The sequence below is a fragment of the Terrabacter sp. 2TAF16 genome (genome assembly GCF_052115065.1).
In the GTDB taxonomy this organism is placed as follows: Bacteria; Actinomycetota; Actinomycetes; order Actinomycetales; family Dermatophilaceae; genus Terrabacter.
In genome coordinates, this window is sequence record NZ_JBFRFZ010000009.1 from 119,582 (window position 1) to 142,419 (window position 22,838).

The 22,838-nt window shown below is 72.2% G+C and carries 19 protein-coding genes; 11 read left to right on the forward strand and 8 right to left on the reverse strand.

The genetic code is table 11. The features are described from left to right. Window position 1: 1 nt before the first annotated feature. Window positions 2-1,069, forward strand: coding sequence for a threonine aldolase family protein (locus tag AB4Z14_RS15260; RefSeq protein ID WP_442275926.1), 1,068 nt, complete (start codon window positions 2-4; stop codon window positions 1,067-1,069). A gap of 90 nt (window positions 1,070-1,159) precedes the next feature. Here AB4Z14_RS15260 and AB4Z14_RS15265 read toward each other — a convergent pair whose 3' ends face one another. The 3 genes from AB4Z14_RS15265 to AB4Z14_RS15275 form a co-directional block, all read right to left on the reverse strand. Beyond that, window positions 1,160-2,059 carry a DMT family transporter gene (locus tag AB4Z14_RS15265; RefSeq protein ID WP_442275927.1) on the reverse strand — a complete coding sequence of 300 codons (900 nt, stop codon included), beginning with the start codon at window positions 2,057-2,059 and terminating at the stop codon, window positions 1,160-1,162. Between the two features lie 8 nt (window positions 2,060-2,067). Next, on the reverse strand, window positions 2,068-4,059 hold the full coding sequence (pknB, locus tag AB4Z14_RS15270; protein WP_442275928.1) for a Stk1 family PASTA domain-containing Ser/Thr kinase: 1,992 nt from the start codon (window positions 4,057-4,059) through the stop codon (window positions 2,068-2,070). 195 nt (window positions 4,060-4,254) lie between these two features. After that, entirely contained in the window at window positions 4,255-5,445 is a 1,191-nt protein-coding gene (locus AB4Z14_RS15275; RefSeq protein WP_442275929.1) for a LysM peptidoglycan-binding domain-containing protein, read from the reverse strand. A gap of 273 nt (window positions 5,446-5,718) precedes the next feature. Here AB4Z14_RS15275 and AB4Z14_RS15280 point away from each other — a divergent pair, with 273 nt between their 5' ends. Continuing rightward, window positions 5,719-6,117 (forward strand): Rv2175c family DNA-binding protein, encoded by a 399-nt coding sequence (locus tag AB4Z14_RS15280; RefSeq protein WP_442275930.1) that lies wholly within the window; start codon window positions 5,719-5,721, stop codon window positions 6,115-6,117. A 59-nt stretch (window positions 6,118-6,176) separates the two neighbouring features. Here the strand turns inward: AB4Z14_RS15280 and AB4Z14_RS15285 are convergent, their stop codons facing one another. Continuing rightward, window positions 6,177-7,283 carry a polyprenyl synthetase family protein gene (locus AB4Z14_RS15285; RefSeq protein WP_442275931.1) on the reverse strand — a complete coding sequence of 369 codons (1,107 nt, stop codon included), beginning with the start codon at window positions 7,281-7,283 and terminating at the stop codon, window positions 6,177-6,179. A 94-nt stretch (window positions 7,284-7,377) separates the two neighbouring features. On the opposite strand from AB4Z14_RS15285, the gene AB4Z14_RS15290 reads away from it, so the two are divergent. After that, complete coding sequence (locus tag AB4Z14_RS15290; RefSeq protein WP_442275932.1) at window positions 7,378-8,286, forward strand: methylenetetrahydrofolate reductase; 909 nt, start codon at window positions 7,378-7,380, stop codon at window positions 8,284-8,286. Between the two features lie 119 nt (window positions 8,287-8,405). Here AB4Z14_RS15290 and AB4Z14_RS15295 read toward each other — a convergent pair whose 3' ends face one another. Further along, complete coding sequence (locus AB4Z14_RS15295; protein WP_442275933.1) at window positions 8,406-8,957, reverse strand: hypothetical protein; 552 nt, start codon at window positions 8,955-8,957, stop codon at window positions 8,406-8,408. Between the two features lie 161 nt (window positions 8,958-9,118). After that, window positions 9,119-9,859 (reverse strand): DUF4126 domain-containing protein, encoded by a 741-nt coding sequence (locus tag AB4Z14_RS15300; RefSeq protein ID WP_442275934.1) that lies wholly within the window; start codon window positions 9,857-9,859, stop codon window positions 9,119-9,121. Window positions 9,860-10,463: 604 nt separating this feature from the next. Between AB4Z14_RS15300 and AB4Z14_RS15305 the strand changes: the two genes are divergently transcribed. From AB4Z14_RS15305 to AB4Z14_RS15330, 6 genes are all read left to right on the forward strand, one after another. Next, window positions 10,464-10,895: a DUF6504 family protein gene (locus AB4Z14_RS15305; RefSeq protein ID WP_442275935.1), complete on the forward strand. Its 432-nt coding sequence runs from the start codon at window positions 10,464-10,466 to the stop codon at window positions 10,893-10,895. A gap of 31 nt (window positions 10,896-10,926) precedes the next feature. Continuing rightward, window positions 10,927-11,376 (forward strand): SAV_6107 family HEPN domain-containing protein, encoded by a 450-nt coding sequence (locus AB4Z14_RS15310; protein ID WP_056781063.1) that lies wholly within the window; start codon window positions 10,927-10,929, stop codon window positions 11,374-11,376. A gap of 8 nt (window positions 11,377-11,384) precedes the next feature. Continuing rightward, entirely contained in the window at window positions 11,385-15,410 is a 4,026-nt protein-coding gene (locus AB4Z14_RS15315) for a DNA polymerase III subunit alpha (protein ID WP_442275936.1), read from the forward strand. A 63-nt stretch (window positions 15,411-15,473) separates the two neighbouring features. Then, window positions 15,474-16,238: a class I SAM-dependent methyltransferase gene (locus AB4Z14_RS15320; RefSeq protein WP_442275937.1), complete on the forward strand. Its 765-nt coding sequence runs from the start codon at window positions 15,474-15,476 to the stop codon at window positions 16,236-16,238. A 42-nt stretch (window positions 16,239-16,280) separates the two neighbouring features. Next, window positions 16,281-17,540: a DNA polymerase IV gene (dinB, locus tag AB4Z14_RS15325; protein ID WP_442275938.1), complete on the forward strand. Its 1,260-nt coding sequence runs from the start codon at window positions 16,281-16,283 to the stop codon at window positions 17,538-17,540. 74 nt (window positions 17,541-17,614) lie between these two features. Beyond that, on the forward strand, window positions 17,615-18,016 hold the full coding sequence (locus AB4Z14_RS15330; RefSeq protein ID WP_082620078.1) for a DUF3040 domain-containing protein: 402 nt from the start codon (window positions 17,615-17,617) through the stop codon (window positions 18,014-18,016). Between the two features lie 98 nt (window positions 18,017-18,114). On the opposite strand, the gene AB4Z14_RS15335 is transcribed toward AB4Z14_RS15330, so the two are convergent. After that, entirely contained in the window at window positions 18,115-18,603 is a 489-nt protein-coding gene (locus AB4Z14_RS15335; RefSeq protein WP_056781053.1) for a DUF456 domain-containing protein, read from the reverse strand. A gap of 70 nt (window positions 18,604-18,673) precedes the next feature. Next, entirely contained in the window at window positions 18,674-18,898 is a 225-nt protein-coding gene (locus tag AB4Z14_RS15340; RefSeq protein ID WP_028785799.1) for a DUF7455 domain-containing protein, read from the reverse strand. A gap of 398 nt (window positions 18,899-19,296) precedes the next feature. Between AB4Z14_RS15340 and AB4Z14_RS15345 the strand changes: the two genes are divergently transcribed. Next, the gene (locus tag AB4Z14_RS15345; protein WP_442275939.1) at window positions 19,297-21,429 is read left to right on the forward strand and encodes a DNA gyrase/topoisomerase IV subunit B; all 2,133 of its coding nucleotides are present in this window, start codon (window positions 19,297-19,299) and stop codon (window positions 21,427-21,429) included. Window positions 21,430-21,811: 382 nt separating this feature from the next. After that, complete coding sequence (locus AB4Z14_RS15350; RefSeq protein WP_442276000.1) at window positions 21,812-22,825, forward strand: AAA family ATPase; 1,014 nt, start codon at window positions 21,812-21,814, stop codon at window positions 22,823-22,825. Window positions 22,826-22,838: the final 13 nt, after the last annotated feature.

Genomic DNA, 22,838 nt, shown 5'->3' on the forward strand with positions numbered 1-22,838 from the left:
GGTGGCGGCGACGAGTCCCTTCCGGGCAGACCTGCTCAGCGACACCCTGACCCAGCCCTCCGAGGCCATGCGCGATGCCATGGCGCGAGCGGAGGTCGGCGACGACGTCTTCGGTGAGGACCCGACGCTGCGCGCCCTCGAGGAACGCGTCGCCGGGATGCTCGGGCACGAGGCCGCGCTCTTCACGCCCTCGGGCTCGATGGCCAACCAGCTCGGCGTGCGGCTGCACGTCAAGCCGGGCGAGGAGCTCATCGGTGACTCGCTCGCCCACGTCGTGCGGGCCGAGCTCGGTGCCGCCGCGGTGCTCTCGGGCATCTCGTCGCGCACCTGGGTCTCCGAGCGCGGTCGCTTCCGCGCCGACGACGCCGCGTCCCTCATGGTCACCGGTGTCGGGCCGTACCAGGTCTGCACGTCGCTCGTGATCGTCGAGAACACCCACAACTTCGGCGGCGGCACCGTGCAGTCGCTCGACGAGATCCGCCGGGCGCGGGAGGTCACCCGTCAGCGCGGGGTCGCCATGCACCTCGACGGGGCGCGGCTCTTCAACGCGCACGTCGCCTCCGGAGTGCCGGTCGGTGACTACGGCCGTGAGTTCGACACCGTCTCGATCTGTCTGAGCAAGGGCCTCGGCGCCCCGGTCGGCAGCGTGCTCGTGGGCTCGGCCGATGCCATGGCCGAGTCGCGCATCTGGCGCAAGCGCTTCGGCGGAGGCATGAGGCAGGCCGGGATCCTCGCTGCCGCAGGCCTTTTCGCGCTCGACCACAACGTCGAGCGCTTGGCCGACGACCACGCCCGGGCGCGACGAGCCGCCGAGGCGATGGCGGAGGCCGCACCCGGCGCCGTCGACCTGGCCACCGTCGAGACCAACATCGTCATCGTCGACGTGGCCGCGGTCGGCTGGACCTCCGCCGCCTTCGTCGACGCAGCCCTCGCCGCCGGGGTGAGGACGTACGCCGTGGGGCCGGGTGCCGTGCGTCTCGTCTGGCACCTCGACGTCGACGACGCCGGCACCGACGTCGCGATCGACGTCCTCACCGGCCTGCTGCGCGCGGCGCCCGAGGCCGCCTGACCCGGACGCACGCCGCCCTGTCCCGTTCGAGGTGATGTCGACGCCCGCGGGCGTGCCGCGATGACCTCGAACGGACGTCCGTGGTCGGGGTCAGACCTCGTGGTGGAGGGCCTCGGCGGGCAGCTCGCCCGGGCGCCGCCGCGCGAGGAGCTCTACGGCGTACATCGCGGTGAGCACGAGCGCGCCGCCGATGACCATCCGCAGCGTCGCGGTCTCGTCGCCCAGGGTCACGGCGAAGAACGCCGCGAAGACCGGCTCGAGCGTCATGACGATGGCCGCCCGCGTGGCCGGCATGTGCGCCTGCGCCCACGTCTGGACCCACAGGGCCAGGATGCTGGCGAAGACGACCATGTAGAGCACCGACGCCCACTGGCCCGGCCCGCTCGGCAGGACGACGCCACCGGGCAGGGCGCCGACGACGCAGAGCACGGCGATGACGACCATCTGCACGACGGACAGACCGGTCGCGATCTCCGAGGCGCTGTAGCGGCCGAGGCCGACGATGTGCAGGGCGTAGAGAGCGGCGGCGAGCAGGGTGATGGCCTCGCCGAACCCGACGGAGAACCCGTTGAGCGAGAGCAGGGCCAGGCCCACGGTCGCGAGCCCGACTGCCGCCCAGGTGGATCCGGCCACGCGCTCGCGCAGCAGGACGGCGGTGAAGACCGGGGTGAGCACGACGTAGGTGCCGGTGATGAAGCCCGACACGGAGGCCGGTGTCGTCGCGAGGCCCTGCGTCTGGAAGATCTGGGCCAGACCGTAGAGGGCGCCGAGACCGACTCCGACGAGGACCTGACGACGGCTCAGGGCCCGCACCGGTCGCCAGAACACGAGGAGCATGATGACCGCGGACAGGCTGAAACGTACCGCGAGGAAGTCGACGGGCGGGACGGTCTCGACGAGATCGCGGATCAGGAAGAACGTCGAGCCCCACACGGCGGTGAGGGCGACGAGGAGCAGGGTGCCCAGGCGCGTGCGCGCCGCAGGTGTCACGGACGGCCTCAGACGATCGTCAGGTGGATCGTCGTGCCCTTGGGCACGGGCGTGCCCGCTGCGGGGTCCTGGGCCCGGACCTTCTTCTCGAAGAGCTCACCGAAGGGGTACTGCTTGTCGACCGTGAAGCCGAGGTCGGTCAACGTCTTCTCGGCGGCGGTGTCCTGCTGGTCGACGACGTTGGGCACGGGCACCAGCACCGGCCCCTTCGACACGACGACCGTGACGGCGTCGCCCCGGTGCAGCGTGCCCTTGTCGGGTGACTGCGAGACGACCTGGCCGGCGGGCACGGCGTCGCTGTTGACGTCCTCGCCGCGCTGCACCGTGAGCCCGGCCCTCGTGATGGCCGCCGAGGCCGCGTCGAACGGTGCGCCGGTGACCGTGGGCACCTCGATCGGCTCGCGCCCCTTCGAGACGACGACGGACACCGAGGTGCTGCGCTTGACGGACTCGCCGGGTGCGGGGTCCTGGGAGATGACGACTCCCTTGGCCACCGTCTCGCTCCACTCCTCGGAGCGGCCGCCGAGCCGGAGCGTCAGGGGTGACAGGGTCGCCCCGACGTCGCCGAGCCGGGCGCCGATGACCTTCGGGACGGCATACCGCTCCTTGCCCTTGGAGACGACGAGACGGACGGTCGACTCCTTGCCGAGCTCGCTCCCCGCGCCGGGCTCGACGCGGAGCACGACGCCCTTGGCCCTGCCCTCGGAGAACTCCTCGACGGTCTCGACCGTCAGGGCGGCCTGTTCGATCGCGCCCTCGGCCTGAGCGACCGGCTGACCGACGACGGCCGGCACGACGGTCGAGCCTCCCGGTCCGGCCGTGAACCACCAGCCTCCGAACGCGACACCGACGACGACGAGGACGGCCGCGAGCCAGAGCGGCCACCGTCGTCGGCGGCCGGCCCGTCGGTCGATCGGCATGGCTGCGGTGTGCTCGAGTGCGGGACCGTCGTCGTGGACGGGCATCCTGGCGAGGGCCGCGCGTCCGACCTCGTTGGGTCGGGTGCGGTGGCGCTCGGGGGAGCTCGGCAGGTCGGCCCGCTCCGGCCGAGCCGGGGCGGGCAGGTGCGTCGTCGACGAGACGGACGGCAGCACCGAGGTGGTGCCGGGGTCGGTGGCGACCGCGCTGCCACGTCGGTCGAGCTCGTCGGCCGTGAGGCCGCGGCGCACCCCCCGCAGCGCAGCGACGAACGCGGCGGCCGACTCGAAGCGGTCCTCGGGCTCGAGTGCCGTCGCGCGGGCGACGAGCTCGTCGAGCTCGGTGGGGACACCGGGGACGACCGAGCTCGGCGTGACGATCGAGCCGTGGACGTGATTGTACGCGATCTGGATCGGGGTGCCACCGGTCACGGCCTTGCGACCGGTGAGCATCTCGAAGAGGAGCAGGCCGGCGGCATACACGTCGCTGCGGGTGTCGGCGACGCCGCGCTCCACCTGCTCGGGGGAGAGGTAGGAGACGGTGCCCAGCAGGACGCCCGTCTGGCTCGTCGCGGCCTGGTTGGTGATGGCGCGGGCGAGGCCGAAGTCGGCGACCTTCACCTCACCGTCGCGTCGCACGATGACGTTCTCGGGCTTGACGTCGCGGTGGATCATGCCGGCCACGTGGGCCGCCCTGAGCGCCAGGAGAATGGGCTCGAGGATGGCGAGCGCCTCACGTGCCGTGAGGGGCGCCTCCTCGTGGATGACGTCACGCAGGGTCTTGCCCTCGACGAGCTCCATGGCGAGGAAGACCTCGCCGTCGTCCTCGCCCTGGTCGAAGACGGCCACGACGTTGGGGTGGCTCAGGCGGGCCGCGGACCGGGCCTCGGCGCGGAAGCGCTCGACGAAGACGTCGTCGGTGGCGAGGCCGGGGCGCATGATCTTGAGCGCCACCTCCCGGTCGAGCCGTCCGTCCAGCGCCACGTAGACAGAGGCCATGCCTCCGTCTGCGAGGTGGGAGAGGATGCGGTACCGGCCGTCGATCACCCGACCGACGAGGGCGTCCGCCACGCTGGACGTCACGCCCCGCAGTTTACGGGCTGGGTCTGCGCATCCCGTGCAGGCCAGCCGCGGCGGGGTCTCGCGGTGCGGGCGCGCTGCCCGCCCCGATGGGCGCGCCGGTCAGGCCCACCGCGAGACCTCCGCCTGCGCTCCGCGCCCGAGGGGCCGTCCGGCGACCTCCCCGTCGGGCGGCCCGGGACGCGGAGCGGCACCCCGTCAGAGCCGGTCGTAGACGGCCATGACGTTGGCCACGTAGCGCTTCGTGTCCTCGTACATGCCCTTGGTGCGGACCGAGTAGAGGCCCTGGTAGTAGCCGGCGATGGCCTGCTCGCGCGAGTCCGCGCTGGCCTGCAGGGCGCGGATGATGAGGACGCCTCCGGTGATGTTGTCCTGCGTGTCGTAACGGTCGAGCGTCCGGCCCGCGAGCTGCGAGGCCCATGTCTGGGCCACCGGCATGAGCTGCATGACGCCGACGGCGTTGGTGTACGAGACGGCGCGCTGGTACCACCCGGACTCGAGGTAGCCGATGGCGAGAGCGAGCTTCGGGTCGACGCCCTGGCGGGTCGCGGTCGCCCGGATCATCGCGGCGGTGTCGGTGCGGCTCGGCACGTCCATGGCCGCGAGCTTGGCCTTGCTCTCGGCGACGGCCTGCGCGGTCTTGCTGGGGTACTGGTAGCCGGGCGCGGGGGCCGGGGCGGGTGTCGGTGTCGTGGGCGCGGGGGCCGAGACGGTGGCGGGGATGACGATCTTCTGGCCCACGTAGATGCGGCTCGCGTCGGCCAGCTTGTTGGCCGCGAGCAGCTTGGTCAGCGAGACGCCGTAGCGCTGTGCGATGACGCTCATGCTGTCGCCGGCCTTGACGACGTAGATCGTGCCGGCACCGCTCGGGGTCGTCGGTCCCGTCGCCGGCTTCGAGGGCGTCGGGGTGGAGGGCTTCGGCGCCGACGGCGTCGGGGTGGCCGGTGCCTTCGCTCCGGGCACGCTGATCCGCTGCCCGACGAAGATGAGTCCCGCGTTGGCGAGCCGGTTCGCGGCGAGGAGCTTGGTCAGCGAGACCCCGTAGCGCTTGGCGATCCCGCTCATCGTCTCGCCCGCACGCACGACGTGGATGACGGTGGCGGTCGTGCTCGCCGGGCGGACGCTTGACGCCGTCGACGCGGCGGACCGGGCCGGGGTCGCCGAGGGGCGACCGGGCACGAGCAGCTTCTGCCCCGGGTGGATCACCGAACCGCGTGCGGTCAGCCGGTTCTTCTCGACGATCGCCTGGACGGTCGTGTGGTTGGCGAGGGCGAGGTGCCAGATCGTGTCACCCGGGCGGACCGTGACGGTCTTCCACGGGGTGGCGGCCACGGGGGCCACGGCGGCGTGTGCGGGTAGCGCGAGCGCGGCGACGTCGGCGAAGGGCATGGGGTGGAGTCCTTTCCTGGAGCCCGAGCTGAGTTCGAGAAGCGTGGAGGGGCGTTCGGAAGGGGTTCGGTGAGGTGCTGGAGGGTGCTGTGGTGCTGCTGCAGTGTTGTGAGGTGCTATGTGACGCTTGTGAGCGGAGTGGCGCCTGTGACGATAGCGCATAATTGAGCACTAAAACATAAATACACCCGTGTAATTCGCCCCGTTCTGCTCCAGCCCGCCTCGGTCGGCGGGGTGCGCGGACCGGTCGGGACGGTGGCAGACTCTCGTCCTGTGAGCGAGACCCCTGAGCTGCAGCCCGACGTGCCCACCACCCGTGACCTCGAGTCGCTCGTCGGGGAGTGGCTGACCGTTCCCGACGCTGCCGAGCGGTTCGGTCTGCAGCTGTCGCAGGTGCGCCAGCTCATCGCCGACCGCGAGGTGCTCGCGGCCCGCATCGGTGAGCGGCGCGTCGTCGCGATCCCGGCGAAGTTCTTCGACGAGACCGGACCGCGGCCCGAGCTGCGCGGGACCTTCACCGTGCTCGCCGACGGCGGCATGGACGACGACGCGATCATCGAGTGGCTGCACACCCCCGACGAGACGCTGCCCGTCGAGGGCGCTCCCATCGACGCCATGCTGGCCGGCCACAAGACCGAGATCCGGCGCCGGGCGCAGGAGCTCGCTTTCTGACGCGTCCGACGGACCGAGGGCGTATGCCGTCCGGCCGATTCGTCAGGACCGGCGGGTCGTCAGGACCGGCGGGCCGTCGAGACCGCGACGAGCGCCTCGAGGACGTCGAGCGCCGACGTGTCGTAGGAGCCTGTCGCCCGGGCCCGGTCGACGGCGCGGCAGGACTCGTCGGCCAGGGTCGCGATGAGGCTCTCGACCCGGTCGACCGCTCCGGTGTCGAGCAGCACCCTGCGGATCGCCTCGACGCCCGCGAGCTCGAGGTCGTCGCGCCCGAGGAGGCTCTCGACCGTGTCGCGGTCGGTGTCGGACGCCGCGTCGAGGGCGTGGGCCACGAGCACGGTGCGCTTGCCCTCGCGCAGGTCGTCACCCGCGGGCTTGCCGGTGGCCTCGGGGTCGCCGAAGACGCCGAGCAGGTCGTCGCGCAGCTGGAACGCCTCCCCGAGGGCGAGGCCGTAGTCCGACAGGGGAGCGAGCGACCCGTCCGGCGCGCCGCCGACGAGCGCCCCGATGAGCAGCGGGTGCTCGATGGTGTACTTCGCGCTCTTGAAGCGGATCACCTTGCGCGCCGAGGCGACCCGGGCGTCGAGGTCGAGCCCGTCCCAGCCGCGGGCGGACTCGAGCAGGTCGAGGAACTGGCCGCCCATGAGCTGCGTGCGCATCGAGTCGAAGAGCTGACGGCCGCGGGCCAGCTCGTCGGCGGGCAGGCCGCACGTCGCGTACAGCTCGTCGCACCACGTGAGGCACAGGTCGCCGGCCAGGATCGCGGTGCCCTCGCCGAAGCGGTCGGCGTCACCCGCCCAGCCACGCGCCTGGTGCAGCGAGGCGACGGCACGGTGCGCGGACGGCATACCCCGTCTCGTGTCGCTGCGGTCCATGACGTCGTCGTGGAGCAGGGCGGCGCCCTGGAAGAACTCCATGCTCGCGGCCAGGCGCACGAGGGCGTCGGAGTCGGCGCCACCGGCGGCGCGGTAGCCCCAGTAGAGGAAGCCGGCGCGCAGACCCTTGCCGCCGGTCAGCAGGCCGGACACGGCCGCGACGAGCGGGGCTGTCTCCTCTCCGATCGCGGCCAGCGACTGCGTGGCCCCGGCGATCTGCCCGTCGATCGCCTGCTGCACCCGACGGCGCAGCACATCGAGGTCGGTGGGGGTCTGCACGGGGTCCTCCATCGAGTCGCGGGAATCGGGGTCAGCCTACGCGGCGCGCGGGTGCGCCCGTGAACAGCCCGGACACCGCGGACGCGCGCGGCTTATGGTGTGCGGCATGGCACACGGCACGGCATCCTCGATGGCGCGGGCGGAGCGGTTCACGCGGTCCATCCCGGCGATGATCGAGGCCGACACCCCGACGTACAGCTTCGAGTTCTTCCCGCCCAAGGACGACGCGTCCGAGGCGCAGCTCTGGGACGCCATCCGACGCCTCGAGAAGGTGTCGCCGAGCTTCGTCTCGATCACCTACGGCGCCGGCGGCGGCACCCGCGACCGCACCGTCCGGCTCACCCAGCGCGTCCTCGAGGCGACCTCGCTGACGCCCATGGCGCACCTGACGTGCGTCGGGCACTCCGTCGCCGAGCTGCGCAGCATCGTCGGGTCGTATGCCGCCGCTGGGGTCCGCAACATCCTGGCCCTGCGCGGTGACCCCCAGGGCGGCCTCGGCCAGCCGTGGGTGGCGCACCCCGAGGGCCTCGACCACGCCGACGAGCTCGTCGCACTGGTCCGGGGGCTCGGCGACTTCACCGTCGGTGTCGCGGCCTTCCCCGACGGCCACCCCGAGTCGGGCGACATCAGCGAGGACGCAGAGACCCTGATCCGCAAGGAGCGCGCCGGCGCCGAGTTCGCCATCACCCAGATGGTCTTCGACGTCGACCACTACCTCCGGCTGCGCGACGAGCTCGCCCGGCGCGGGTCGCGGCTGCCGGTCGTCCCGGCGATCATGCCGATCACCAACGCCCGTCAGGTGGTGCGCATGGCGCAGCTGGCAGGGCAGCCGATGCCGACCGCGGTCACCGACCGTCTCGAGCGACACGGCGACGACGCCGCCGGGGTCCGCGCCGAGGGCATGGCGATCGCCACGGAGTCGTCGCGCCGCCTGCTCGACGAGGGTGCTCCCGGCATCCACTTCATCACGATGAACCGGTCGTCGGCGACGCTCGAGGTCTTCGGCAACCTCTGACCGGCGCGGAGACTCGGAGGACGAGGGGCCCCCCCGGCTGGAGGTGCGGCCAGCCCGACGACACGAGGACGACCGGCCCCCAGGGAAGGGCCGGCCGTCCGGTGCGTGGGCCGGGTCGGTCAGGTGGTGCTCGGCGGGGTGGCCGTGCCGTTGGGGGAGGCCGGGGCCTCGCCCGATTGGCCCGACTGGCCCTGGGGGCCGTCGCCGTCGTGGTCACCGCCACGGCCACCGGGTCCGCCCGTCCCGCCAGGTCCGCCCTCCTGGACGGCCGTCACGGCGAAGGACGCGTCGACCTGCACCGTGATGTGGGTGCCGTCGGTGCGCACCATGTGCGCCTCGTAGACGCCGTCCGAGTCGGTCTCGACGCGCTCGATCGTCGCGGTCGGCTCCTTGGCCTTGGCGGCCGCCGTCACCGTGGCGGCGACGTCGCCCGTGAGCAGCGTCTCGTCGGAGCGCATCGGTTTGCTCGGGTCGGTGTTGCCGTCGGTCTTGCCGTTGGTGTTGCCGTTGGTGTTGCCGTTGGCCCGGGGGCCCTCGCCGAGCTGGCCGTAGCTGGTGGTGGTGCGGGTGGCACCCGTCTCGTCCGCGCTCGCGAGGGCGGCCCCACCGAGCGCGAGCGCCGACGCGGCCACGATGCCGGCGCCTGCCAGCGCGATGGTCTTGTTCTTCATGCGTTCCCACTCCTTCGATGGGCTGGCCTCGTGCCAGCTGTGTCCACCGTCGGCAACAGCCCTGTGTCCCCACCCTCGTCAGGGTGGGGAGGTCCTGTGAGAGGACTGCGGACCTGTGGGGACCCAGGTCCGGGGGTGGCGGCGCTCACCGGGCGGGCCGGTCAGGTCTCCTGGTCGAAGGGTCGCTCGAGACGCTCGTCGGCCCGGGCCGACGGCGGCGGTGGCGCAGCGGTCCCGCGGCGCTCCCGGCGCTCCCGGCGCTCCCGGCGCTCCCGGCGCTCCCGGCGCTCCCGGCGCTCGGAGGGCACGGCGATGCCGACGCGTTCGCCCCAGGCGTCGTAGCGGCGCTTGTAGCGGCGGATGCGTGCGGCCAGCTTGTAGACGAGGAACGCGCCGAGCACGAGGAAGAGCAGGGCGATGGCAGCGGCCCACCACGGGTGCGCGATGGCGAGGGCGGTGACGCCCGTGACGGTCACGTCCTCGGTGGTGCTGACGAGGACGTTGCTCGCCGGTTCGGGGGAGGTGTTGACGGCAGCGCGCAGCCCGGCCTTGATCCCGTGCGAGATGAGGGCCGTGACACCACCGGTCGCCGCGCCCACGGCGGCGTCGAGGCTCGCCGTGTCGTGGCCGATGAGGTAGCCGATCGTCGCCCCGACGGCCGGTCTGACGACGGTGTGCACGGAGTCCCAGGCCGAGTCGACGTAGGGGATCTTGTCGGCGAACATCTCGACGACGAAGAGGACGCCCGCCCCGATGAGCACGTCGGTGCGAGCCAAGGCGTTCGGGATCTGGCTCAGGTTGAAGACCTTGTCGGCCAGCCCGAGGACGAGCACGACGGCGTACGCGTTGATGCCGCTGCCCCACCCGGTGGTGAAGGCCATGGGGATGAGCTCGGCGCCCACGACACCCCTTCGGTCGTGCGCCGGTCGCCGGTGCGCCGGTGCGGCTGTGGCCCGACCGGTCGGCCGAGCCCAGGTCCAACGTCCCTGACGCTCCCGTATTCCCGGGGGTGGCGCAACGGGGCGCGCTGCAGGCGGCGGAAGGGGGCAGCGGAACGGGCCCGATCCGTGAGCGGACAGGACCCCTGCGCCCCTCCGTTCGCGGACCGAACCCGCGCCATCACTCTGTCGCCGGGGACGCCGCACGGACCTGAGCACGGGTACTCAGATCGGTCCGGAGCGGGGCGAAACGGACGCGTGCGGAGAGGTCGGCTGCGGCGGCTCGGGATCGCGTGGACGTGACCCGCGGACCGTCTTGACAGGCTGTCGGCGCCAGGGGTTAGGCTTCGAGTATCGAACAGGTGTTCGAACGTCGTCTCTTCGGGTGAGGTGCCCGGGAGGTGAGGTCCGAGCCGGTGTCCGAGCCAGTCAGTTGTCAGTCAGTTGTCAGTTCAAGTCGTCGGTTGGTGTCGGACCGCTCGTGTGGGGCGCGGGTGGTCTGGGTCGTGATGTCCGGCCTCGACGTGTCCGAGGGAGACGTGTCGTGGTGCGCAGGTTCAGTGACGCCGTGCAGGTGAGAGTGCGCGAGCGGGAGCAGCAGGAGCAGTCCGTCGTGGGCTCCGGTGGTCCGGTCGGAAGGTCGACCTGTCCGCCCGGGTCCTCGAGGTCCTCACGGGACTCCGGGTCGTCGGGACCCTCGGGTTCCGAGGCCGGGTCCCTCGAGGCGCCGCCCGAGGCGTTCATCTGGCGCGGGCGCCTCTACGTCGTCCGAGGCGTCCTCGCCCAGTGGCGCGAGCGGCGGGCCTGGTGGCACGACGCGCTCGAGGCCGACGAGGCGCAGGTCCGTCCCGGCGAGACGCTCGTCGCCGCGGCGAGCGAGCAGCACGTCTGGCGCGTCGAGGCGAGCCCGGGATGGTCGTTCACGCCCGGGGTCTACGACCTCGCCCACGACGAGTCCCCGCGCGGCGACCACTGGTCGCTCGTCCGGGTCGCCGACTGAGCCCATGATACGAGAGAGGAGAGGAACCACCATGACCACCGCCCACGACCTGCGCCGCCCACCCATCTCGGTCGCCGTGCTCGACCTGCTCGAGCGGGGCCGGACCACCCTCGAGACCGCGTGCCGCACGAGCGACGCGTCCGAGCGCTATCGCGACGCCCACCTCGGAGCCCTGCGCGCCGCCGCGGCCCTCGTCGCCGCCCGCACCGTGCCGTCGCCACGTTCGCGACCGCGCAGCGTGTGGCAGGTGCTGCCCGGGGTGGCCCCGGAGCTGGGGGAGTGGGCCGCCTTCTTCGCCGCCTGTTCGGCGCACCGGTCGGTCATCGACCGCGGCGGTCACATCAGCGCACGCGAGTCCGACGACCTGCTGCGCCAGGCCGAGATGTTCCTCGAGATCGTCCAGGACCTCCTCGGTGTCCCTGCGACGATCCCGCTGCCGCAGTCGATCACCCCGGTCTCGAGGAGCCGGGCGAGCGGGTGACGACCGGCATGACCACTACCATCACCAGCGGCCGCACGAGCAGCGCGGCCGGCAGCACCGAGAGCTTCGTGCACCTGCACGTCGCGTCCGGCTACTCCATGCGCTACGGCACGGCCAAGCCGCACCAGCTCGTCGAGCGTGCCGCGGCGTTCGGGCAGCCGGCGCTCGCCCTGACCGACCGCGACGGGCTCTACGGCGCCGTGAAGTTCGTCCGCTCCTGCATGGAGCACGACGTCGCGCCGGTCCTCGGCGTCGATCTCGCCCTCGGCCCCGAGCACCCCGAGCGCCAGCGCAGCCGTCCCGTGCGCACCCCGGTCCGTGGCGGCGCCCTCGTCGACCCGCGGCTCCCGCGGGTCACGGTGCTGGCCCGGGGCAGCAGCACCGGCCTCGCCCCGGGTGCCGGGTGGGCGGCGCTCTGTCGCCTCGTCACCGCGACCCACCTGCACGGCGAGCGCGGCAACCCGGTCACGTCCGCGGCCCTCGTCGCCGAGCACGCGCGCCTGCTGCCCACCCCGCCCGTCCCGTCCGCAGCGGAGGACGATCGGCCCGGCCGGTCCGAGGGCCGGGGTCGACCCGATGGACGAGGCGGACGGCATACGCCATCGGGGGCGGACGGTGGGCCGTCCCCGCTCGTCGTGCTCCTCGGGCCCGACTCCGACGTCGGTCGTGCGGTGCTCGCCAAGCGACGCGACCACGCCCGGGCGGCGCTCGAGCGCTGGGTCGCGCTGCTGCCGCGGGGCGCCGTCGTCGTCGAGGTCGTGTGCCACGGCGGGCCCGAGCACCAGCCCGGCAGCCTCGGCCAGGCCGGACGCATGCTCGCACTCGCCCGCGAGGTCGGCGTGCCGAGCATCATCACGGCTGCGGTGCGCCACGCCGACCCGCAGGACGCCGCCATCGTCGACGTCCTCGACGCCGCCCGGCGGCTCGTCGCGCTCGACGCGCGCCACCTCGACCGCGTCACGACGGCCGGGCACCTCTCGCCGACGCCCCTCATGCACGCGCTCGCCCTCGACGTCGTCCAGGTCTCCGGCCCGGGGCTCGTCGGCGGCGGGTCGCTGGCCCGCGAGCAGGCCCGCGAGCTGCTCGCCCGCACGACGGCGCTCGCCGCCGAGTGCGTCCAGGACCCACGGGCCGACCTCGGCATCGGCTCGGTCCACCTGCCCGAGCCGGGTGTCCTCGGCATCCGGCCCGGCACCAACCCGCACCGCGTCCTCGCGCGACGGTGCCGCGAGTCCATCCCGACCCGCTACCCCGGCCGCACCGAGAGCGAGCTCGTCGCCGTCAGCGACCGTCTCGAGGACGAGCTCGGCGTCATCGAGACGCTCGGCTACGCGACGTACTTCCTCACCGTCGCCCAGGTCTGCGACCTCATCCGCGAGATGAGCGTGCGGGTCGCCGCCCGCGGGTCCGGGGCCGGGTCGCTCGTCAACTACCTCCTCGGCATCTCGGGCGTCGACCCGATGCGGCACGGGCTGCTCATGGAGCGCTTCTGCTCGCCGCTGCGGGCCGAGCTGCCCGACATCGACATCGACGTCGAGTCGGCCCGGCGCACCGAGATCTACGAGCGCATCCTCGACCACTTCGGCGGCGACCGGGTCACGTGCGTCTCGATGATGGACACCTACCGGGTGCGCCACGCGATCCGCGACGCCGGGGCCGCGCTCGGGCTCCCGCCGCCCGAGGTCGACGCCATGGCCAAGGCCTTCCCGCACATCGCCGCCCGCAACGTCCGCAACGCCCTGGCCGAGCTGCCCGAGCTCCGGGCGAGCGGCCTCGACGTGCCGCGCCTGCAGCTGATGTTCGACATCGTCGAGCGCCTCGACGGCCTGCCCCGGCACATCGCGCTGCACCCGTGCGGGGTCGTGCTGTCCGACTCCGTCCTGCTCGACCGCACCCCCGTCGAGGCGAGCTGGCTCGGCTTCCCGATGAGCCAGTTCGACAAGGACGACGTCGAGGAGATGGGGCTGCTCAAGCTCGACGTCCTCGGCATCCGGATGCAGTCCGCGATGGCGCACGCGATCGAGGAGGTCGAGCGCGTCGACGGCGACCACGTCGACCTCGACGACGAGTCGCAGGTGCCCTTCGACGACGAGCCGACCTTCGAGCTCGTCCGCTCGACAAAGACCCTCGGCTGCTTCCAGATCGAGAGCCCCGGACAACGCGAGCTCATCGGCAAGTTCGGGCCGCGCACCTTCGACGACCTCATCATCGACATCTCGCTCTTCCGGCCCGGCCCGGTCAAGAGCGACATGATCATCCCGTTCCTCAACGCGAGGCAGGGGTGGAAGGACCCGTCCTACCTCCACCCGTCGCTCGTCCCCGCGCTCGAGGAGACCGAGGGCGTCGTCGTCTTCCACGAGCAGGTGCTCATGATCGTCGCCGAGACCACCGGGGTGACCCTCGCCCAGGCCGACGAGGTGCGCCGTACGCTCGGCACGCCCGACGGGCAGAAGCGGATCGAGGCGTGGTGGCGACCGGCGGCCCGGGACCGCGGCTACGCGCCCGAGGTCGCCGACAAGATCTGGGAGGTCCTCAAGGCGTTCGCCTCGTTCGGGTTCTGCAAGGCGCACGCCGCGGCCTTCGCGCTGCCCACCTACCAGTCGGCCTGGCTCAAGACGCACCACCCGGCAGCCTTCCTCGCCGGGGTGCTCACCCACGACCCCGGGATGTACCCCAAGCGCCTCATCCTCGACGACGCCCGCACCTTCGGCATCGCGATCCTCGGGCTCGACGTCAACGTCTCGACCGGCGCCTACCGCTTCGAACGCACCGACGACGGCGGCGAGGCCATCCGGCTGTCGCTCGCCGACGTCCACGGCATCAGCGAGGCCGAGGTCGCGCAGATCGTCGCCGGACAGCCCTACTCCAGCCTCTCCGACTTCTGGCAGCGCGCCCACGTGTCGCGGCCCGTCGCCGAGAAGCTCGTGCTCGCAGGGGGATTCGACTCGTTGCACGACATCGACCTCGGTGGTCCGTCCCGTCTCGACGAGAGCGGGGCCGGGGTCGTGGGCCGGGCGCGGGGCGGCCTCGGCCGTCGTGGCCGGGTCACCCGGCGCGACCTGCTGCTCCACGTCGCCGAGCTCGACCGCTGGTCCTCCTCGCAGCGGTCGTCACGCCGCTCCTCCCATCGGGTCTCGGCCGCGAGCCGGTCGTCGGGACCGGGCTCCTCACGGGGTCGCGTCACGTCCGTCTCCGCCACGGGAGACATCCGAGCCCTCGCCGCAGCCCAGTCGCAGGGCTCCGCCGGGGCGCCCGAGCAGATCGCGACCCAGCTGACGCTCGACCTCGGCGACACGCCGCGGCTCTCCGCGACGAGCGGCCTGCCGGAGATGACCGGCCCGGAGCGGGTCCGGGCCGAGCTCGAGGTGCTCGGCCTCGACGCGAGCGGTCACGTCGTCGACTTCTACGGCCCGCTGCTCGACGCGCTCGGCGTGACCCGGGCGCGCGACCTGCTCTCCGGGCGCAGCGGCCGCGAGGTCCTCGTCGCCGGGGTCAAGGTCGCCACCCAGACCCCGCCGATCCGCACCGGGCGCCGCGTCGTCTTCCTCACGCTCGACGACGCCACCGGCCCGGCCGACCTCACCTTCTTCGAGGACGTCCAGGGCCCGTATGCCGCCACCGTCTTCCACTCGTGGCTGCTGCTCTGCCGAGGGGTCGTGCGGCGCACCGGTCCACGCGGCGTCTCGATCCGGGCGACCGGCGCGTGGGAGCTCTCGGGCCTGCAGGACGCGTGGACGTCCGGGGGCATCACCGCCGTCCGCGACGCGCTCGAGGCCGCCGACCGGTCGGCGTGGGAGCGCGCCACCGCGCTCGCCGGACCCGATGGGGCACGGTCCGGCGTCGGCGAGGGGCCGGACGGCCGGCGGGTGCTCGTCCACGCCTCGGGGTTCAAGCAGTCGCCGTACGCCGACATCAAGCCGGCGGGCGACGACGTCCGGGGACCGCGCGGCACGAGCGGGCTCGTGCCCACCGAGACGGTGGGCGGCCCGCCACGCAAGCTGTGGCACGCGAGTCCGGGAAGCTCGGGGCACTAGGGTGATGACGCACACGAACCACACGCGGCACCACGCGTACCACGTTCCCAGACGGAGGATCCCGTGCCCGACGAGCAGCGCCCCCAGCGACGTGGAGGGGTCCGGCCGTCGGCCGTCGTCTCGGCCGTGGGACACCTCGCCGACGAGTGCTCGCAGCGCCTCGGCCGGCCGCTCGAGGTGCTCGACCTCGGTGGCGGCACCGGTGGTGTCGCCGTCCCGCTCGCCGAGGCCGGTCACCACGTCACCGTCGTCGACCCCAGCCCCGACGCCCTCGCCTCGCTCGGTCGCCGGGCCCGCGAGGCCGGCATCGTCGACCGCATCACGGCGGTCCAGGGCGACGGCGACTCCCTCGGCTCCGTCCTGGCCGGGCGCCACGTCGACCTCGCCTGCTGCCACGGCACGCTCGAGTTCGTCGACGACCCCGCGGCGACGCTCCACGCCATCGCGCAGGCGCTGGGTGCCGGCGGCGTCCTGTCCCTGCTCGTCTCCGGCCGGCTGTCCGTCGTCTTCGCCAAGGCCATCGCCGGTGAGTTCGGCCAGGCCCGTGCGGCCCTCGTCGACCCCTCCGGTCGCTGGGGGAGCACCGACCCGCTGCCGCGCCGCTTCGACGTCGAGCAGCTCGAGACGCTCCTCGCCGACGCCGGCTTCACCGACGTCCGGGTGCGTGGCACCAACATCCTCGGCCACCTCGTCCCGGCCTCGCTCATCGACTCCGAGGCCGACCGCGTCGCCCTGGCCGAGCTCGACGAGCTGCTCGTCACCGGTCCGGGGCGCGAGTTCCTCCGGACCCTCGGCAATGCCCTCCACGTCGTCGCGCGCCGCGACTGACCGCGCCCTCGTGAGCGCGTCGACCCGTCCGACGGGCCGACGATGAGCCGCCGCCAGTTCACCGCGCCGACCCGGGCCGGCTCCGAGCCACCCGACGACACCGGCTGCACCGTCCTGCACGTCGACATGGACGCCTTCTACGCGTCCGCCTCGCTCATCTCGCGGCCTGAGCTGCGGGGGAGACCCGTCATCATCGGCGGCGCGAGCGGGCGGTCCGTGGTGCTCTCGGCCACCTACGAGGCGCGGGCCTTCGGGGTCACCTCGGCGATGCCGATGGCCCGGGCCCAGCGGCTGTGCCCGCAGGCAGTCATCATCGAGCCCGACCACCGCCGCTACGCCGCCATCTCCGAGGCCGTCATGGCGACCTTCGCGACGATCACCGACAGCGTCGAGCCCCTCTCGCTCGACGAGGCCTTCCTCGACGTCTCCGGGGCCGTGCGCCGTCTGGGCCGTCCGACCCAGATCGCCGAGCAGCTGCGCGACACGATCGCCGACGAGCAGGGCATCACGTGCTCCGTGGGGGTGGCCTCGACGAAGTTCGTCGCCAAGCTCGCCTCCAACCTCGCCAAGCCCGACGGGCTCATCGTCGTGCCGCGCGATGAGGTCGTCTCGTTCCTGCACCAGCTGCCCGTCGGCGCGATCTGGGGCGTCGGCGACAAGACCGAGGAGCACCTGCACCGCCTCGGCCTGCGCACCGTCGCCGACCTCGCGCACACGCCCGTCGAGACCCTCCAGCGTGCCCTGGGCGACGTCTCCGGCCGGAGCCTGCACGACCTCGCGTGGGGTCGTGACCCCCGGTCCGTCGTGCCGGAGCGACGCGAGAAGTCGATCGGTGCCGACGAGACCTTCGCGCACGACATCGACGACCCCGTCCGCATCCACCGCGAGCTGCTGCGACTCGCCGACCGCACCGCGGCCCGGGCCCGGTCCGCCGGCATGACGGGGCGCACCGTGTCGATCAAGGTCCGCTTCGCCGACTTCACGACGATCACCCGCGCCAAGACGCTGCGCCACCACACCGACGTGTCCCGCGACATCTTCGCGACGGCCCGCGAGCTCTACGACCGCCTCGGCCTCCAACGCGCCCGCATCCGGCTCGTCGGGGTCCGCCTCGAGGGGCTCGTCCCGTCGGCCGTCGCCCCCATCCAGGCCACCCTCGACGAGCCCGAGCACGGGTGGCGCGAGGCCGACCGCGCGGTCGACCGCGCGAGCGCCAGATTCGGAGCCGGGTCGGTGCGTCCGGCGTCACTCATGCCCGAGCGACCCTCGGGTTCCCAACGCGCTCGGCGAGACCTATCCTGAGGGAAAGAAGTCCGCGTCGGCCGTTTCCGACATACGATTCGGGCACAGTCGATTTCGCACCAGGGAGGTGCCCGGTGGCGCTCTCGGAACACGAGGAAGCACTTCTCCAGCAGATGGAGGAAGCCCTCTACGCCGAAGACCCTCGATTCGCCTCGCGGATCGAGAAGACGAAGTCGCGCGGTCTCGGCCGTGGACGCCTCGTCGCCGGCGTGGTGGCCGCGGTCGTCGGCCTCGCCCTGGTCGTCTTCTCGGCGATGAGCAGCAGCATCTGGCTCGGTGCGGTCGGCTTCGCCATCATGGTCGCGGGCATCGTCTACGCGATCACCCCGTCGAAGACGAAGCTCGCAGCCGTCGCCAGCGACGGCACCACCAAGCCGCGGGCCGGCGGCAAGGCCAAGGCCGCCTCAGCCAAGCAGGGCACCTTCATGGAGCGCCTCGAGGAGCGGTGGGAGAAGCGCCGCCGCGACCAGTGGTGACGCGCCGCTGACCGGCCCCACACCCACGAACGCAAACCCGACGGAGACCGTCGGGGTCCTTCACCTGTCCAGACCGTGTCTGACGAGAGCCTCGCGGGTCAGGGGCGCGTGGCGTAGACGCCGAGAGCCCACGTCGCGATCATCGCGAACGCCGTGACGAGCTCGATGCCGATGTTGAGGGCCACCGCGCGAATGGCCTGGGTCGTCGCGTGCCAGGCCGGTGCATGCCCCCGGTGCTTGGCCAGCTCGAGGACGTAGATCGTCAGGACGAACCCGAGGGGCCCGCCCACGACGGGCACGACGAAGAAGCCCACCACGGCGACGACCAGCGCCACCGCGACGATGACCCCGTCGACGCCCGCGGTCTTCATCCGCCGCCCGGGGACGAGGTACTGCGCGACGAGGCCCACGGCATACAACAGGGTCGCGATGCCGAAGACGAGCCAACCCGGCCCGTCCTGACGTTCGAACGCCCACACGAGCGTCGCACCCCAGACCAGCAGCAGCCCCGGCAGCACCGGGACGACGATGCCGACGGTGCCCACGATCATCGCGAGCAGAACGAGGACGTTCGTCGCAGTGATCACGGGGCAGCCGTCGGCGGCGTGCGGATCAGGATGGGGTCAGGAGGGGCCGGGTCGGAGATCGCCTCTGGACTCAGTGTTCGTCCACGGGAGCAGATCCCGGGACCTCGGTGAGTCGTTCCGTCTCGTCGCGGATGTCGAGAGCCTTGTCCTTCAGCGCCGGGAGGTGCTCCCGTCCGTGGTGCGCGCAGAAGAGCAGCTCTCCGCCGGAAACGAGGCGGGCGCGGATGTAGGCCTGAGCCCCACATCGGTCGCAGCGGTCAGCAGCAGTCAGTTCGGGTGCCAGTGCTGTCGTCATCGTATTTCGCCTCTTTCCTCCCTCGGGGGTCCCCCGGAGGGAAACCCTGCCATGTACCTACGACGCCCGATCGGTCCATCCGGTGGACCTCTCGCGCCTCGTGGACGTTCCAACAGTGAATCACGTCGAAACCTTCCCGATGGTGAGGCTCGGTCAGTGAGACGCCCGCCGGAGCAACATCGTTACGTGTCAGTGATTCGCCGCGCCGCCCAGATACGGATTGGCACGCGTCTCCCGACAGGGCTCGCGGGGCTGGTGCCCGACTCGTCCGTGAGGTCCGTCACCCGGGGGAGCCGCGAGCCTCCCGAGGGCGGTCGGTGGCGGTGGCTAGGCTTCCCCTGCCAGCCCTCCACAGCCCGACCGCTGGCCGCACACCGACGGAAAGAGAACGACACACCGTGGCCTCCGCCTCACGACCCGCTCCCTCCGGCAACGGCGACTACACCGCCCGCCACCTCCAGGTCCTCGAGGGCCTCGAGGCCGTGCGCAAACGCCCCGGCATGTACATCGGCTCGACCGACCAGCGCGGCCTCATGCACTGCCTCTGGGAGATCATCGACAACGCGGTCGACGAGGCCCTGGCCGGCGTGTGCACCGACATCGAGGTCATCCTCAGCGGCGACGGGTCCATCGAGGTCCGTGACAACGGTCGCGGCATCCCCGTCGACATCGAGCCCCGCACCGGACTGTCCGGTGTCGAGGTCGTCTTCACCAAGCTGCACGCGGGTGGCAAGTTCGGTGGCGCGTCGTATGCCGCCACCGGTGGTCTCCACGGGGTCGGCGCCTCCGTCGTCAACGCCCTGTCCGCGCGGCTCGACGTCGCGGTCGACCGCGGCAGCAAGACGTACGGCATGAGCTTCCGGCGCGGCGAGCCCGGCACGTTCGCCGACCGCACGGCGGTCCACTCGCCCGACTCGGAGTTCACGCCCTACGAGAAGAAGAGCGCGCTGCCCGTCGTCGGCAAGGCCAAGCGGGGCGTCACCGGCTCGCGCGTGCGCTTCTGGCCCGACCGGCAGATCTTCCTCAAGGACGCCGAGCTCGACTACGACGCCATCCTCGGACGCGCCCGCCAGACCTCCTTCCTCGTCCCCGGCCTGCGCCTGGTCATCCGCGACGAGCGACGCCTCAAGGGCACGCCCGGCGAGGAGGGCACCGTCGAGGAGGTCTTCCAGCACGACGGCGGCATCACCGACTTCGTCGAGTTCCTCGCACCCGACACCCCCATCACCGACGTGTGGCGCCTCGAGGGCTCCGGCACGTTCACCGAGACCGTCCCGGTCCTCGACGTCAACGGCCACATGACCCCGACCGAGCTCGAGCGCGAGTGCGGTGTCGAGGTCGCCCTGCGCTGGGGCCAGGGCTACGACACGAGGGTCCAGTCCTTCGTCAACATCATCACCACGCCCAAGGGCGGCACCCACGTCACCGGCTTCGAGCAGTCCATCGTCAAGGTGTTCCGCAAGCAGCTCGAGGTCAACGCCCGTCGACTCAAGGTCGGCAACGACAAGCCCGAGAAGGACGACATCCTCGCGGGCATGACCGCCGTCGTCACGGTGCGCCTCGCCGAGCCGCAGTTCGAGGGCCAGACCAAGGAGGTCCTCGGCACCAACGCCGTGCGCGCCATCGTGGCCAAGGTCGTCGAGACGGAGCTGACCGACCGCCTCACGTCGACCAAGCGCGGCGACAAGGCGCAGGCGGCCCTGCTCCTCGAGAAGGTCGTCTCCGAGATGAAGTCGCGCATCAGCGCCCGGCTGCACAAGGAGACCCAGCGGCGCAAGAACGCCCTCGAGAGCTCGACGCTGCCGTCGAAGCTGCGCGACTGCCGCACCACCGACGTCGAGCGGTCCGAGCTGTTCATCGTCGAGGGCGACTCGGCCATGGGCACCGCCAAGGAGGCCCGCAACTCCGAGTTCCAGGCGCTGCTGCCGATCCGGGGCAAGATCCTCAACGTGCAGAAGGCGTCGGTCTCCGACATGCTCAAGAACGCCGAGTGCGCCTCGATCATCCAGGTGATCGGCGCCGGCTCGGGTCGCAGCTTCGACCTCGGCGCGGCGCGCTACGGCAAGGTCATCATCATGACCGACGCCGACGTCGACGGCGCCCACATCCGCACGTTGCTGCTGACGCTCTTCTTCCGCTACATGCGTCCGCTCGTCGACGCCGGTCGCGTCTACGCCGCCATGCCGCCGCTGCATCGGCTCGAGGTCATCAACGCCGGCGCCAAGAAGAACGAGCTCATCTACACCTTCAACGAGCCGGAGATGCGCCGCACGCTGGCCCGCCTCGAGAAGTCGGGCAAGAAGATCAAGCAGCCGATGCAGCGCTACAAGGGTCTCGGCGAGATGGACGCCGACCAGCTCGCCGACACGACGATGGACCCGCGTCACCGCACGCTGCGCAAGGTGACGATGCGTGACCTCGAGGCCGCCGAGCGCGTCTTCGAGCTGCTCATGGGCAACGAGGTCGCACCGCGCAAGGACTTCATCATCGAGTCCGCGGCCGAGGTCGACCGCGAGCGGATCGACGCCTGAGCGCAGCGATCCAGGCCCCCGACGTGTCCGTGGGGTGACGGGACCACCGGCGCGGCACAGCATGCCGTGCTTACGATGTGTCCCTGCCGGCGCGACTCCCTCCGCCGGTACGCGTCGAGAAGGGGAATCGATGGTGGGCAACGTCAACGCCGAGGAGTCGGTCGCCGACGAACGGTCCGGCGCGCTCGACGCGCTCGACGAGCCGGGCGCGCAGCCCGACACCGGTCAGGGCGCCCCGTCGGACGAGTTCGACGGCACGAGCTTCACCGTCGCGCTCCCGAGCCCGGCCGCACCGGACGACGCCGCCGTCCCCGACGAGCCGGACCAGCTCTCGGGCTCGCCCGACGCCCCCGACGAGGACGTCGCCGTGGCCGGCATCGACATCGCCCCCGACCGCACCGCACCGGCACCGACGCGCTACCTCACGCCCGACGAGCTGCACTGGGCCGCCGAGACCATCGAGGCCATCTCGACGGCCTTCGCCTCGAAGGTGGTCGGCCAGGCACGTCTGCAGGAGACCCTGCTCATCGCCCTGATGACTGGCGGCCACGTCCTCCTCGAGAGCGTGCCCGGGCTGGCCAAGACGACCGCGGCGCAGACGATCGCGCAGGCGGTGGGCGGGTCGTTCCACCGCATCCAGTGCACCCCGGACCTGCTGCCGAGCGACATCGTCGGCACGCAGGTCTACAACCAGCACTCCGGCACGTTCGAGACCCAGCTCGGTCCCGTCCACGCCAACTTCGTCCTCCTCGACGAGATCAACCGCAGCAGCGCCAAGACGCAGTCGGCGATGCTCGAGGCGATGCAGGAGCGCCAGACCTCCATCGGTGACCGCAGCTACGCGCTGCCCGACCCGTTCCTCGTCCTCGCCACCCAGAACCCCATCGAGCAGGAGGGCACCTACCCGCTGCCCGAGGCGCAGATGGACCGCTTCATGCTCAAGGACGTCCTCGACTACCCGTCGCCGGCGGAGGAGGCCGAGGTGCTGCGGCGCATCGACTCCGGCATCTTCCTCACGGCGTCCGAGCCGGTCGTGTCCGTCGCCGACGTCAAGCGGCTGCAGGGGCTCGTCGGCCGGGTCTACATCGACCCGGCGATCGTCAACTACGTCGTCGGCATCGGCTACGTCACGCGGCACCCGCGCGACTACATCGAGCCGCGCCTCGCCGGCTACGTCGACTTCGGGGCGAGCCCGCGGGCGAGCATCGCCTTCACGAGTGCGGCACGGGCCCGCGCCCTCGTCGACGGCCGCAACCACGTCGTCCCCGACGACGTCAAGGCGCTGACGCACCGGGTGCTGCGGCACCGCGTCACCCTCGGCTTCGAGGCGGCTGCCGACGAGGTCGCCGTCGAGAGCATCATCGACGCGATGGTCAACGGGATCCGCACCCCCTGACCGGGGAGCCGGA

Excerpts from the sequence above, each read along its gene's own strand:
- dinB (WP_442275938.1), top strand. The coding sequence starts at position 16,281 with ATGAGCCGCCGCCAGTTCACCGCGCCGACCCGGGCCGGCTCCGAGCCA.
- AB4Z14_RS15290 (WP_442275932.1), top strand. The coding sequence starts at position 7,378 with ATGGCACACGGCACGGCATCCTCGATGGCGCGGGCGGAGCGGTTCACG.
- AB4Z14_RS15275 (WP_442275929.1), bottom strand. The coding sequence starts at position 5,445 with ATGCCCTTCGCCGACGTCGCCGCGCTCGCGCTACCCGCACACGCCGCC.
- AB4Z14_RS15315 (WP_442275936.1), top strand. The coding sequence starts at position 11,385 with ATGACCACTACCATCACCAGCGGCCGCACGAGCAGCGCGGCCGGCAGC.
- AB4Z14_RS15310 (WP_056781063.1), top strand. The coding sequence starts at position 10,927 with ATGACCACCGCCCACGACCTGCGCCGCCCACCCATCTCGGTCGCCGTG.
- AB4Z14_RS15285 (WP_442275931.1), bottom strand. The coding sequence starts at position 7,283 with ATGGAGGACCCCGTGCAGACCCCCACCGACCTCGATGTGCTGCGCCGT.
- AB4Z14_RS15295 (WP_442275933.1), bottom strand. The coding sequence starts at position 8,957 with ATGAAGAACAAGACCATCGCGCTGGCAGGCGCCGGCATCGTGGCCGCG.
- AB4Z14_RS15340 (WP_028785799.1), bottom strand. The coding sequence starts at position 18,898 with ATGACGACAGCACTGGCACCCGAACTGACTGCTGCTGACCGCTGCGAC.